Origin of the sequence: Mesorhizobium cantuariense, from assembly GCF_042647205.1 — a bacterium.
GTDB lineage: Bacteria > Pseudomonadota > Alphaproteobacteria > Rhizobiales > Rhizobiaceae > Mesorhizobium > Mesorhizobium cantuariense.
Genome location: NZ_JBHRVD010000001.1, coordinates 2,246,128 through 2,258,758, shown reverse-complemented (window position 1 = coordinate 2,258,758; position 12,631 = coordinate 2,246,128). Strand labels below are relative to the sequence as shown.

At 60.9% G+C, this 12,631-nt stretch carries 14 protein-coding genes; 7 read left to right on the top strand and 7 right to left on the bottom strand.

The window, feature by feature from the left end; translation table 11 throughout:
- The first annotated feature begins 357 nt into the window (after window positions 1-357).
- Together ACFOJ9_RS10385 and ACFOJ9_RS10380 are read left to right on the top strand one after the other, a co-directional pair.
- Window positions 358-711, top strand: a complete 354-nt coding sequence (locus ACFOJ9_RS10385) for a DUF5330 domain-containing protein (protein WP_378978791.1) — start codon at window positions 358-360, stop codon at window positions 709-711.
- Window positions 712-812: 101 nt separating this feature from the next.
- Window positions 813-1,241: a SufE family protein gene (locus tag ACFOJ9_RS10380; protein ID WP_378987698.1), complete on the top strand. Its 429-nt coding sequence runs from the start codon at window positions 813-815 to the stop codon at window positions 1,239-1,241.
- Window positions 1,242-1,326: 85 nt separating this feature from the next.
- Here the strand turns inward: ACFOJ9_RS10380 and ACFOJ9_RS10375 are convergent, their stop codons facing one another.
- Window positions 1,327-1,752, bottom strand: coding sequence for a MucR family transcriptional regulator (locus ACFOJ9_RS10375; RefSeq protein ID WP_352659699.1), 426 nt, complete (start codon window positions 1,750-1,752; stop codon window positions 1,327-1,329).
- Between the two features lie 450 nt (window positions 1,753-2,202).
- Window positions 2,203-2,571, bottom strand: a complete 369-nt coding sequence (locus ACFOJ9_RS10370) for an SH3 domain-containing protein (protein WP_378987695.1) — start codon at window positions 2,569-2,571, stop codon at window positions 2,203-2,205.
- Window positions 2,572-2,687: 116 nt separating this feature from the next.
- Here ACFOJ9_RS10370 and ACFOJ9_RS10365 point away from each other — a divergent pair, with 116 nt between their 5' ends.
- From ACFOJ9_RS10365 to ACFOJ9_RS10355, 3 genes are all read left to right on the top strand, one after another.
- Window positions 2,688-4,811 (top strand): S9 family peptidase, encoded by a 2,124-nt coding sequence (locus tag ACFOJ9_RS10365; protein WP_378978790.1) that lies wholly within the window; start codon window positions 2,688-2,690, stop codon window positions 4,809-4,811.
- Entirely contained in the window at window positions 4,808-5,434 is a 627-nt protein-coding gene (locus ACFOJ9_RS10360; protein ID WP_378978789.1) for a LysE family translocator, read from the top strand. The genes ACFOJ9_RS10365 and ACFOJ9_RS10360 overlap by 4 nt, the downstream gene beginning before the upstream one ends.
- A gap of 243 nt (window positions 5,435-5,677) precedes the next feature.
- Entirely contained in the window at window positions 5,678-6,079 is a 402-nt protein-coding gene (locus ACFOJ9_RS10355) for an SET domain-containing protein (protein ID WP_378978788.1), read from the top strand.
- On the opposite strand, the gene ACFOJ9_RS10350 is transcribed toward ACFOJ9_RS10355, so the two are convergent.
- The 4 genes from ACFOJ9_RS10350 to ACFOJ9_RS10335 form a co-directional block, all read right to left on the bottom strand.
- Complete coding sequence (locus tag ACFOJ9_RS10350) at window positions 6,076-7,026, bottom strand: cytochrome c (RefSeq protein ID WP_378978787.1); 951 nt, start codon at window positions 7,024-7,026, stop codon at window positions 6,076-6,078. The genes ACFOJ9_RS10355 and ACFOJ9_RS10350 overlap by 4 nt on opposite strands.
- An 8-nt stretch (window positions 7,027-7,034) precedes the next feature.
- The gene (locus ACFOJ9_RS10345) at window positions 7,035-7,472 is read right to left on the bottom strand and encodes a c-type cytochrome (RefSeq protein ID WP_378978786.1); all 438 of its coding nucleotides are present in this window, start codon (window positions 7,470-7,472) and stop codon (window positions 7,035-7,037) included.
- Window positions 7,473-7,636: 164 nt separating this feature from the next.
- Complete coding sequence (locus ACFOJ9_RS10340; RefSeq protein WP_378978785.1) at window positions 7,637-8,239, bottom strand: superoxide dismutase; 603 nt, start codon at window positions 8,237-8,239, stop codon at window positions 7,637-7,639.
- 107 nt (window positions 8,240-8,346) lie between these two features.
- Window positions 8,347-9,225 carry a branched-chain amino acid aminotransferase gene (locus ACFOJ9_RS10335; protein WP_056580708.1) on the bottom strand — a complete coding sequence of 293 codons (879 nt, stop codon included), beginning with the start codon at window positions 9,223-9,225 and terminating at the stop codon, window positions 8,347-8,349.
- 157 nt (window positions 9,226-9,382) lie between these two features.
- On the opposite strand from ACFOJ9_RS10335, the gene ACFOJ9_RS10330 reads away from it, so the two are divergent.
- Together ACFOJ9_RS10330 and ACFOJ9_RS10325 are read left to right on the top strand one after the other, a co-directional pair.
- Window positions 9,383-10,045 carry a haloacid dehalogenase type II gene (locus ACFOJ9_RS10330; protein ID WP_378978784.1) on the top strand — a complete coding sequence of 221 codons (663 nt, stop codon included), beginning with the start codon at window positions 9,383-9,385 and terminating at the stop codon, window positions 10,043-10,045.
- Window positions 10,046-10,219: 174 nt separating this feature from the next.
- Entirely contained in the window at window positions 10,220-11,044 is an 825-nt protein-coding gene (locus ACFOJ9_RS10325; RefSeq protein ID WP_378978783.1) for a L,D-transpeptidase, read from the top strand.
- A gap of 36 nt (window positions 11,045-11,080) precedes the next feature.
- Here the strand turns inward: ACFOJ9_RS10325 and ACFOJ9_RS10320 are convergent, their stop codons facing one another.
- A complete protein-coding gene (locus ACFOJ9_RS10320) occupies window positions 11,081-12,628 on the bottom strand; it encodes a helicase HerA-like C-terminal domain-containing protein (RefSeq protein ID WP_378978782.1) in 1,548 nt (515 codons plus the stop codon).
- Window positions 12,629-12,631: the final 3 nt, after the last annotated feature.

The following is a 12,631-nucleotide window of genomic DNA, read 5'->3' as shown; positions in this document are numbered from 1 at the left end:
CCTGCGGCAAATATCGGGATGCCGGCAGCCGAAAGCCCGAGCAAATGCAGCCATAGTAAACGGAGGGTTATTCGGCGACGGCACCCATCGGGTGGCTGCACGCAGCGCCCGGACCCCCGGCTCTCAGGAAAAATGCAGGAAAAGCAGACAGATAGATGGTTATCTCGTGTTAAGAAAAAACATTCGGATTTGAGACAAGTCGATTGCAGAACGGTTCGTTTCGAATTTGCCTAAAATTTGAGGAAAATTTTCGGCTAACCTGCAAGCCGTCCTTTGCGCCTGTGTGCCAACATCCTGCCCATAAAAGAGGTCATGCCATATGGATGCATGATCCGGTCACGACGAGAGGGCAAGGGTATGGTCTTCCTGATAAGAATGGCTTTCTGGTTTTCGCTGGTGCTGCTGGCGCTGCCGCTGACTGTCGGCCCCGACGAATCGGGCCGCGAAAGCGTCGGGCCGATCCAGGCCTTGTTTGCGGCACGCGAAGCGGTTGGCGACATCGCCGGCATTTGCGAACGCAAGCCCGATGTCTGCGAGACCGGCAAGTCGGCGATGCACACCATCACCGCCCGCGCCAAGGAGACTGCCAAGATCGCGGCAGCGATGCTGGACGACAAGTCCGCCGCGGGACCTGACACATTGACGACGACCGGCAGCCTGCCGGAGGAAATCGTCTTGCCCGAGACAGTCAACCTGCCGGCGCAGAATTAAGCCGTTTCGACGGCGCACCGCGGGCTGTCTGCCCTCTCGACGCCCGCGGTGTCCTTGTTTTTTCCGTGACGCGGAGCCGCCGCGTGACTATATCCGGCATTATGACCACCACGATCCAGACGATCCGCGACGACTTCTCGTTCCTTGAGGAATGGGAAGACCGCTATCGTTACGTCATCGAACTCGGCGAGGCGCTGCCGCCGTTTCCCGACGAGCAGCGCAGCGCCGCCAACAAGGTGCCGGGCTGCGTCAGCCAGGTCTGGCTGACCACTGAACGCGGAGCTGGGGCCGATCCGGTCATCACCTTCACCGGCGATTCGGACGCTCATATCGTGCGTGGGCTGGTCGCCATCATGCTGGCGCTGTTTTCCGACAGGACCGCCAGCGAGATTCAGAAGACCGATGCGGACGCAACGTTGAAAGAACTCGGCCTCGACGAACATCTGTCACCGCAGCGCGCCAACGGCCTTCGCTCGATGGTCAAGCGCATCAAGCGCGATGCCGAAGCGGCACTCAAGCAGACCGCCTGACACTCCTCGATCATCGCGCAGCAGCCGCAAAATCAAAACGGCGCCCGAAGGCGCCGTTTTTTCGATTCGATCAGGCTAGCAGCGATTACCGCGCCTTGCGCTTGCGGCCGAGACCCATCTTCTTGGCGAGCTGGGACCGGGCAGCGGCATAGTTGGGTGCAACCATCGGATAGGTCGGGTCGAGGTTCCACTTTTCGCGATACTGATCTGGCGTCAGGTCATAGTGGGTCATCAGATGGCGCTTCAGCGACTTGAACTTCTTGCCATCTTCAAGGCAGACAATGTAGTCGTCATGAACCGAGCGCTTCGGGTTGACCGCCGGCTTTTGCTTGTCGGCAGGCGGCTGTTCGGCGGTTCCGCCCACACGCCCGAGCGCGGCATGGACATCGGATATCAGGTTCGGCAATTCGCCGACCGGCACGGGATTGTTGCTGACATAGGCGGCCACCACGTCGGCGGTCAACTCGATCAGCGCATCGCTGTTTCTGGAAGGTGTTTCGGCAATATCCATGGTCTTCAGGCCCCAACAAGAGTTACTTCGATCTGCGCCCTTTTTTACAGGCAGGGCATTGCACGAATTCTGTGCAGGTAGAGCTTCTACGATTCGTGTCGCGCGCACATCAATGAGCCTACAGACCAAGTAAGTCAATTCGTCCCTTGCGCTATATTGAACGATGTTGGTCAATTATTCCCGGATTAGCTTCAATCTTTCGTGCATTGTGTAATTTATCGATATTTCGCGCGCGAACCAGCCGCGGCTGACGTAGCGTCAGATCGCCGTTACATTCGTGGTAACTCACAAAGCAGGTTTCAATGCTTGATTTTGCTTGGCTATTGCAAGCGCAAGCTTGGTTGTTCACATCTGTCCACAAAACCACAGGTTGCCGCACGTCTGTCATGCGTGAGCAAGCTGGCGACATGCCTGTCACCCGACCGGCTCGGACCATCGCTGGCGCACCAATCAATGCGGGGCGATGTATTTGCCATAGGCCCATCCGGTGACGAAGTTGCCGTTCTGGCCCGGGTCATGCCAGACTTCGCACCAGCGGTAGCGAACTGTCTGTTCCTGCTTCCACGCCGGCTGATTGGCGATGTCGAGCAGGTTTATCCCGCCGGTGCATCGTCCGGTCATCTGCAGAACGGTCCCGTTCGGGTATGCCGCCTGCTTTTGGGATCCGCCCGAAGGGTATTTGCGCACATTGAGCGTGTCACCGAACGGCACATTGGCCACTTGCCAAGCCGCGAATACGGTCGCATGAGACTGACCGGCAAAGGCCAGAGTTAGCGAAGCAACGGCGAAAGCCGCAGCAGTCCGAGAACAAATAGTCATCATCTCTCCTCCCGGCTCATCTCCTGGAGCCGACACGACCCATACACTGCGGCTCTTGAACCCGCCCTGATCGGCGTGTTCATTCGCCATTCAAGATACTTCTAAAGCGAGACGCAATGACCAAGACTTCCACATTTCCGATCGTCAGCCCGCCAACGCCCGAGAAGCGACCGGTTTCCGACACGCATCACGGCATCACACGAACCGACGACTATGCCTGGCTGCGGGCCGACAACTGGCAGGAGATGTTCCGGGATCCGTCATTGCTCGATGCCGGAATCCGCGCTGAGCTCGAGGCAGAGAACGCCTACCAGTCAAAGCTGATGGCCGACACGACCGAGCTGCAAAAGCAGCTTTTCAAGGAGATGAAGGGCCGTATCAAGGAAGACGATTCTTCCGTGCCGATGAAGGATGGACGCTATGCCTATGGTTCATCCTTCAAGCTCGGCGGCGAGCAGCCGCGCTATTTCCGCATGCCCCGCGACGGCGGCGCCGAGCATATCCTGCTCGACGGCGACGCGGAGGCCGCGGGCAAGGCCTATTTCCGTCTCGGCGGCGTCGATCATTCGGCCGATCATGCCAAGCTGCTGTGGGCATTCGACGACAAGGGCTCCGAATTCTACACGCTTCGCGTGCGCGACCTTGCCGATGGCAAGGAGCTGGCCGACCAGATCCCCGACACCGGCGGTTCAGGCGTCTGGAACGCCGGCAATGACGGCTTCTTCTACACGCGTCTCGATCCCAACCACCGCCCGTCCAAGGTGCTGTTCCATGCTCTGGGCGACAGCCCGGAAAGCGACCGGCTGATCTATGAGGAAACCGATCCCGGCTTCTTCATGAATGTCGACGGCACCCGCAACAACGAATGGATCATGATCGGCATCAACGATCACGAGACTTCGGAATATCGGCTCTTGAGCGCCAGCGATCCGTTTGCCGAACCGAAACTGGTATCACCACGCGAGGTTGGCCTTCAGTATGACCTGGAAGAAGGCGGCGACATCTTCTTCATCCTGACCAATGCCGACGGCGCCAAGGACTTCAAGATCATGACGGCGCCGGCGAGCGATCCAGTCCGTGCCAACTGGCAGGAACTGGTGCCGCACGAGCCGGGCCGGCTGATCCTTTCGGTGATCGGCTTCAGGGACCACATGGTTCGGCTCGAACGCAAGGAAGGCCTGCCGCGCATCGTCGTGCACGACCGCACCAGCGGCGAGGAGCATCTTTTGTCCCTCGACGAGGAGGCTTTCTCGCTCGGCCTGTCGGGTTCCTATGAGTACGACACCGAGATCATGCGCTTTTCCTACTCGTCGATGACGACGCCGGCCCAGGTGTTCGACTACAATATGCGCACCCGCGAGCGGGTGCTGCTCAAGACCCAGGAAGTGCCGTCCGGCCATGATGCGGACCACTATGTCACGCGGCGGCTGATGGCGCCGGCCAGCGATGGCGAACTGGTGCCGATCTCGCTTTTGCACCATCGCGACACGCCGCTGGATGGATCCGCACCTTGCCTGCTTTATGGCTATGGCTCCTATGGCATCACCGTGCCGGCCGCCTTCAACACCAACTGGTTCTCGCTGGTCGACCGCGGCTTCGTCTTCGCCATCGCTCACGTCCGCGGCGGCAAGGACAAGGGCTATGGCTGGTACGACGATGGCAAGCGGGAGAACAAGATGAATACGTTCACCGATTTCATCGCCGTCGCGCGCCATCTGGTGACCGAGCGCTACACGGCGCATGACCGGATCGTCGCGCAAGGCAGTTCGGCCGGCGGCATGCTGATGGGCGCCATCGCCAACATGGCGCCGGATTGTTTCGGCGGCATCGTCGCCGAGGTTCCGTTCGTCGATGTGCTCACCACCATGCTCGACGCCAGCCTGCCGCTGACGCCGCCGGAATGGCCGGAATGGGGCAATCCGATCGCGTCGGTAGACGATTATCGAACTATCGCCGCCTACTCGCCCTATGACAATGTCGCAGCGCTCGACTATCCGCCGATCCTGGCGCTGGCCGGTCTCACCGATCCGCGTGTCACCTATTGGGAGCCGGCCAAATGGGTGGCGCGGCTGCGCGAGCGCAAGAGCGGCGACAATCCGGTGCTGTTCAAGATCAACATGGATTCCGGCCATGCCGGTGCCTCCGGCCGGTTTTCGCGGCTTGAGGAGATCGCCTACACCTATTCGTTTGCACTGAAGGTGATGGGTAAGGCGCAGCCTACGGGAGAAATCGACCGATGATCGATCTCGCCACATTGATCGCTTATGTCGCGGTTGTGCTCGGCTTCGTCTTTATTGCGGGCCCAGCCACGCTCCTTACCATAGCGCGGGCAACGAGTTCCGGAACCAAGGTTGGCATCGCGACCGGAGCCGGGATCGCGGCTGGTGACGTGTTTCACACGGTCATGGCGATGGTTGGCATCTCGGCGATCATCGCCACGTCGGCGACGCTCTTCAGCATCATAAAGTACATCGGCGCGGCCTACCTGGTTTATCTCGGCATTCGCGCGATCATCGAGAAAACACCGGCCAACCCGGCAGCCGGTGCGCTTGCGATCTCCGCCAGCAAGGCGTTTCGACAGGCTATCCTGACCGAAGTGCTCAACCCCAAGACCGCGCTGTTCTTCCTCGCTTTTCTGCCTCAGTTCGTGCGGCCTGAAAACGGATCGGTGATGCTTCAGTTGACCACATTGGGGGTCATCTTCGTCCTACTCGGCTTTTTCAGCACGGTCGTCTTTGCGGTGAGCGCCGGCCGGCTCGGGGCGTTCCTGCGCCGAAATCCGACAGTGTTGAGGTGGCAGGGCAAGGTTGTTGGCGGCATCTACTGTGCTCTGGGTATTCGGCTCGCGCTGCAGCAGCGCTGACCTTTTCATCCCTATTCAAGCAACCTCGCCGTCGGTCAGCGGAACGGGTGGCGAACCGACCGCCGCTGTTCCTCGACGGATTTCCAAGGTCATGAATTCTTGATTTGCGTATGATCTTTTCCGAGGCTTCATTTCGCGGTCATGCGCCGCGATTTTCTGCTCGCAATTGCCACCATCGCGCGCTACCCAATGCTCGGCTTTTTCAAAGCCGCGACTGCCAGTACTATCTCGCAAGGGCCCGCCATGCTGCTCGTTGACGTCTATCTCGACAAATCGTCCATCCAGGGCATCGGTGTGTTTGCCAGGGCCCACATTCCGCGCGGCACGCTGATCTGGAAGCTGGACCCGAGATTCGATCGGATCATCGACGTGGAAACTTATGAGAGCGAAAGCGGATCGGTGAAGAGCTATCTCGACCGCTATTCCTACCCCGACCGGCGCGACCCGAACTACATCGTCTTCGAAGCCGACGACGCGCGCTTCATGAACCATGCGGATGAGCCGAATTGCGACGTCTCCTCACCTGAGGAAACATACGCCTTGCGCGATATCGCGCCTGGCGAGGAGCTGACCTGCGACTACAATCATTTCTTTGAAACCGGCTTCGATTTCCTCGGCGACCGCCACCTGTCGCCGGAAAACTAGCTCGCCGGCTTTTTGCGCGGCGGATAGCCGTTTGGATGCGGCGGTACCGCCTTGAGATACGCGGCGATGGCCGCACGATCTTCCGGCGTTAGCTCGGTCATGTTCTTCTGCACGTCGACCATGGCGCCGCCGACGGAATCGAAATCAGGCGTAAAACCGGTTTCGAGGTAGTTGGCGATGTCGGACTCCGACCAATCACTGAGCCCGCCCTCGCCCGATGTGATGTTCGGCACGACGCCTTTGCCTTCGGCGGCCAGGGCGCCCGCCAGCCACGCGTTCTTTCTCGTACCGCCCGCAAGATCGCGCGGCGTGTGGCATTCGCCGCAATGGCCTGGCCCTTCGACCAGATAGCGGCCGGCCCTCACCGGATCAGACGTGCCATCGGGGAACGCAACGACCGGCTGGTCAGCGAGGTAGAGCAATTTCCACAGGCCGATGCCGCGGCGAATGTTGAAGGGGAAGCTGAGCGAGTTGCCCGGGGCCTTGCCGGCGACGGCTGGCAGCGTCTTCAGGAAGGCGTAGAGATCGGCAATGTCGGCCGGATTCATGCGCGCGTAGGACGCATAGGGAAACGCCGGATAGAAATGTTCGCCCGAGGGCGAGACGCCCTTCAGCATGGCATTGGCGAGATCCTCGACCGACCAGGCGCCGATGCCATCCTTGGGATCTTGCGAAATGTTGGGCGGCACGAAGGTTCCAAACGGCGTCTTGAGTTCGAGGCCACCCGCGAGTTGAAGCCGCGCATCGCCCTGCGAGCCCGGCTTTGCATGGCAAGAGGTGCAGCCGCCGGCATAGAAAATGCGCTTTCCCTTGACCGCATCACCAGGCCTGAGCTTGGCCGGGGTCTGACTGTCGAGCCGCACCGGCGCCGACAGGACCCACCCTGTAACCGCGCCGACGCCGCCCAGAACGAGGGCCACGCCGACGAGCTTCTTCAGCCATGCCATGGCTGAAATCAGCCTTTCTTGACCCTGTAGCCCTGATGGCAGGTGCCGCAATCCGAGCCTATGGCGCCGACTTGCGCCTTCAGCGCGTCAACGTCGGCGGGAGCCGCCGCGACCGCGGCCTTGACGTCGGCAACATATTTGTCATTGGCGGCCTTGAAGCCGGCCATGTCTTCCCAGATCTTCGGTGCCGCTGTCGTGTCGCCTGTATCGCTGCCCGCCGGGAATAGCGCATCGACATCGATTTTCTCGGCATTCGCCTGCAGCGCCTGGAGCTGCGTCAGCACAGCAGCGGCATCAAAAGGCTCCTCGCCCTTGGCCACTTTCGAAATGCCGCCGACGATCTTTCCACGTTCCTTCATCAGTGCCTGCCGATCGAGGATCGGGTCGGCAAGGGCCGCCGAAGCGGCGAGTGCAAGCATTGAGATGGCGATAACAAGCTTTCTCATTCATTGGCTCCATGATGAAGGCATTTCGGGACAGGACGTTAACGGATGCTACAGGGGGAAAATTCCCTTCCCCCGGATGATTTTTGCCGAACCTTTGCTGTAACGGGAACCTCTACACAGAAAAAGAAAAGCCCCGGGTATGCCGGGGCTTCTCTGAAAATCGATCAGGCTTTCGCTTTTTCGTACAGTTCCAGCACGTGATCCCAGTTGATCAGGCTGTCGACGAACGCTTCGAGATATTTCGGCCGGGCGTTGCGATAGTCGATGTAATAGGAGTGCTCCCAGACATCGACGCCGAGGATCGGCGACGCGCCATGAACGAGCGGGTTTTCGCCATTCGGCGTCTTCGAGATCGCCAGCTTGCCATCCTTGACCGAGACCCAGGCCCAGCCTGAGCCGAACTGTGTCGTGCCGGCCGCAATGAGGTCTGCCTTGAACTTGTCGTAGCCACCGAGATCGCTGTCGACCGCCTTCTGCAGGGCGCCCGGCAGCTTGTTGCCGCCGCCGCCCTTCTTCATCCACTTCCAGAAATGGATGTGGTTGTAGTGCTGGGCGGCATTGTTGAAGAGGCCGGCATTCTTGCCGAACGACTGCTTGACCACCTCTTCGACCGACAGATCGCCCATGCCGGCCTCGGCGGCGAGCTTGTTGCCGTTGTCGACATACGCCTTGTGGTGCTTATCGTGGTGATATTCCAGCGTCTCTTTCGACATGTAAGGCTGCAAGGCCTCATAGTCGTAAGGCAGAGCGGGCAATTCAAAGGCCATGGATGGTACTCCCTCGTGGAAAAATCCGGTGTCGATACCGGACTAAGATAGGTCTGGAATGGGTTGGGGCAACTCCGGAATGAAGCGCCGACCGCCTTTTTATCCGCTCAGGCGGCGGAAGTCGAATGCGCCCAATCCCAATAGAGTTCGCGCGCCTTCTTGGCCACCGGCCCGGGTTGCAGGTTGCGGTCTTCGATACGGGTGATCGGCACCACCTTGGAATGGTTTCCGGTCGAGAAAATCTCGTCAGCTTCGAGGAAATCGCGCACCGACAGCGTCTTTTCCGTGGTCTTGAAGCCATACTCGCCAAGCAGCGTTATCGTGCGCGAGCGGGTGATGCCGGACAGGAACGTGCCGTTCGGCGCCGGTGTAAAGACATGACCGTCCTTGACCAGGAAGATGTTCGAGGTTCCGGTCTCGGCGACGTTGCCCAGCATGTCGAGCACCATTGCGTTGTCGAAGCCGCGCATCTTGGCTTCGAGAATGGCACGGCCATTGTTGGGGTAGAGGCACCCGGCCTTGGCGTTGGTCGGCATGGTTTCGATGGTCGGCCGCCGGAACGGCGACACGGTCACCGAAAAGCCGGTCGGCGGGATCATCGGCGATTCATAGAGGCAAAGGCAGAAGCGGGTCGACGCGGGATCGGCCGGCACGCCCATATAGCCGCCATGCTCGGCCCAGTACATCGGCCTAATATAGACCGCCGTCTTGCCGTCGAATTTCTTCAACCCATCCCATGTCAGCCCAACGATCTTGTCGGCGGTCATCGACGGCTTGAGGCCAAGTGCGATCGCCGAGGAATTCACCCTGGCGGCGTGGAGCTCGAGGTCAGGAGCGACGCCTTCGAACCAGCGGCCGCCGTCGAACACGCTGGTGCCGAGCCACATGGCGTGGCTGCGCGGTCCCAAAATGGCGACATTTCCCTCGTGCCAATCACCATCGACGAAAGTCCATGTCGCGGATTGTGCCGCAGCCGCCAGTGTCATCGTGTTGTCCCGTCTCAATCGGTCTCGTGTGACAGCCATTGGAAGATGCTTTGGCGGGCGCCGTCAACCGGCATCGAGGAGTTTTGTTGAGGCCAGCGACGGGGCGCAATGCAATCAAGGCTTGCACCTTGTCGCGCCTGCCCTCAAAACTGTTGTCATGCAATACGCCGCCTATGTTTTCGACGCCTATGGCACGCTGTTCGACGTGCATGCCGCCGTGCGCCGTCATGCCGATCAGATTGGGCCGGACGGCCAATTGTTGTCCGAGATCTGGCGCGCCAAGCAGCTCGAATATTCATGGGTGCGCACGCTGATGGGCGCCTATGCCGATTTCTGGCAGCTGACCGAACAGGCGCTCGATTTCGCCTTGCGCAAGGTTCCCTCGGCCGATCCCGGTCTCAAGGCGACATTGCTGGACGCCTACTGGCGGCTGGACTGCTATCCGGAAGTGCCGGCCGTGCTCAAGGCGCTCAAGGCTTCGGGAGCGAGGCTGGCGATCCTGTCCAACGGCTCGCCCGAAATGCTGCAGGCGGCGGTCAAGTCCGCCGCGCTCGACCAGGTTCTGGACGATATCTATTCCGTCGATACGGTGCGGCGCTTCAAGACCGATCCGGCTGTCTACGACATGGTTGCCACCGGCTGGCGCCTTTACCCCGGCGCGGTTTCCTTCCAGTCCTCCAATCGCTGGGACATTGCAGGCGCCACCAAATTCGGTTTTCGCACGGTCTGGATCAACCGCTCAAACCAGCCCGAGGAATACCGGGACTTTCCACCGAGCCTGATCCTGCCGTCGCTCGAAGCGCTAGTGCCCGGCAGCTAAGACGCGCACATGTGTCTCTGGCGCCACAGTGGCGGCGCAGTCACAGCTTCGCCTTTGTTTGTCCACCTTCAGGCCAGAATCGGAACCGCCTATCGCCCCAGGTGTTGTCAGGCACCCGCGCAGCGGTCGGCGCATTGACGCTTTGTTGCGATTTGAGACTTAAAGAAGGCAACCATGTCCATAACCGAAATCGAATCCTATCGCCTGAGCCGTCGCGGCTTTCTCAACGCCGCTGCATTGGGCGCCGCCTCGATCGCGGTTTCCGCATGCGCCACCACCGGGCCGGGGCCGATTGAACCCCCACCGCCAACCTATGTCGAGCCGCCCCTCGCCGATTATGTGACGATGTACGCGGCCGTCAGCGATGGCGGCTTCGATTTGCCGGCCATCCCCGTCGACAAGATCGATCCGCAGTTCCTGCGCCAGATCGTTCCCGACCCGACGGGGCAGAAGCCGGGAACCATAATCGTCGATACCACCGGCCACTTCCTCTATCTGGTTCGTCCGGGCGGTCAGGCGATCCGCTATGGTGTCGGCCTCGGCCGCGCCGGCTTCGAATGGTCCGGCGACGCCGTGGTCCAGTGGAAGCAGAAATGGCCGAAGTGGACGCCGCCGGATGAAATGATCGCCCGTCAGCCGGAATTGAAGCCCTATAGCGCCGACAATGGCGGCATGCCCGGCGGCCTGAAGAACCCGCTTGGCGCGCGCGCGCTCTATCTCTTCCAGGGCAACGTCGACACGCTCTACCGTCTGCACGGCTCGCCGGAATGGCGGTCGATCGGCAAGTCGGTCTCGTCAGGCTGCGTGCGGCTGATGAACCAGGACATTATCGACCTCTATGACCGCGTGCCTTCGAAGACCCCGGTCGTCGTGACCAGCGACGCCAGCCAGCCGATGGTGGCGACGGCGAACCGCAGAGCCATTCCGATCGATGCCGGCGTGCCGGACGGATCGGTGCTGCTTGGACCGGTCAAAGAGATCACCAACTCGATCTTCTGAACCGACGAGGCAGCGGCAACGCCGCTGCCTCAAGTGTTACCGCCCCCTGGACAGACTGCCCAGTATCCCGCGCACGATTGCCCGGCCGACCGACGAACCGACCGAGCGCACCACCGACTTGATCGCCGCCTCGGCCACGGTCTGGCGATTGGACGGGCGCGGCGCAGGCGCGCGCCTGCCACCGGATTGCGGCGCGGGATCGTCGTTGCCGAAACCGGGAATGGTCCAGCGCGAGCCGCCGCTGCCGGCCTGCTGCGCCTGCTCTTCGGCGTCCTGCGCCTCCTTGGTCTTCTTCTGCAGCATCTCGAAGGCCGATTCGCGATCGACGGCCTGATCGTACTGGCCGACGACCGGGCTTTCCTGGATCAACTTTTGCCGCTCGGCCGCCGTTATAGGTCCCAGCCGCGAGGATGGCGGGCGGATCAGTGTCCGCTGCACCATGGACGGAACACCCTTGGCCTCCAGCGTCGAGACCAGCGCCTCGCCAGTGGCAAGTTGGGTAATGGCGGTCATGCAGTCGAAATCGGGATTTGGCCGGAACGTTTCGGCCGCCGTCCTCACTGCCTGCTGCTCACGCGGCGTATAGGCGCGCAGCGCGTGCTGGACGCGATTGCCGAGCTGGGCCAGGACCTTTTCAGGGATATCCAAAGGGTTCTGCGTGACGAAATAGACGCCGACGCCTTTCGAACGGATCAGGCGGACCACTTGTTCGACGCGATCGATCAGCACTTTGGGTGCTTCGTCGAACAGAAGATGCGCCTCGTCGAAGAAGAACACCAGCTTCGGCTTGTCGGGGTCGCCGACTTCCGGCAGCACCTCGAACAGTTCCGACATCAGCCACAGCAGGAAGGTCGCGTAGAGACGCGGATTCATCATCAGCTTGTCGGCGGCAAGCACACTGATGGCGCCGCGTCCGTCGCGGGTGGTGCGCATGATGTCGGCGATGCGCAGTGCCGGCTCGCCGAAGAAGTTTGCCGCGCCCTGCTGCTCCAGGACCAGCAGCGTGCGCTGGATCGCCCCGACCGAGGGCTTCGTTACATTGCCGTAGCGCGAGCCGATCTCGTCGGCGCGCTCGGCGATGTTGGCGAGCAGCGCCTGCAAATCCTTCATGTCGAGCAGCAGCAGGCCTTCCTCGTCCGCCAGGCGGAAGGCGATGTTCATGATGCCTTCCTGTGCCTCGGTCAGGTTCATCAGGCGCGACAGCAACAACGGCCCCATTTCGGAAACGGTGGCGCGGATCGGATGGCCCTGCTCGCCGAACAGATCCCAGAAGATGACCGGAAATTCCTGGAAGTCATAAGGGTCGAGCTTGATCTGCTCGGCCCGCTTGACCAGGAAATCCTGTGCCGTGCCCATCATGGCGATGCCGGACAGATCGCCCTTGATGTCGGCGCAGAAGACCGGCACGCCGGCGTTGGAAAAACCTTCGGCCAGGATCTGCAAGGTGACGGTCTTGCCGGTACCGGTGGCGCCGGTCACCAGGCCGTGGCGATTCCCATATTGCAGCAGGAGTTGCTCGGCACGCTGATAGCTGTCGTCAGGCTTGCGGCTGGCGCCGATAAAAATACTGGTGTCGTCAGCCATATG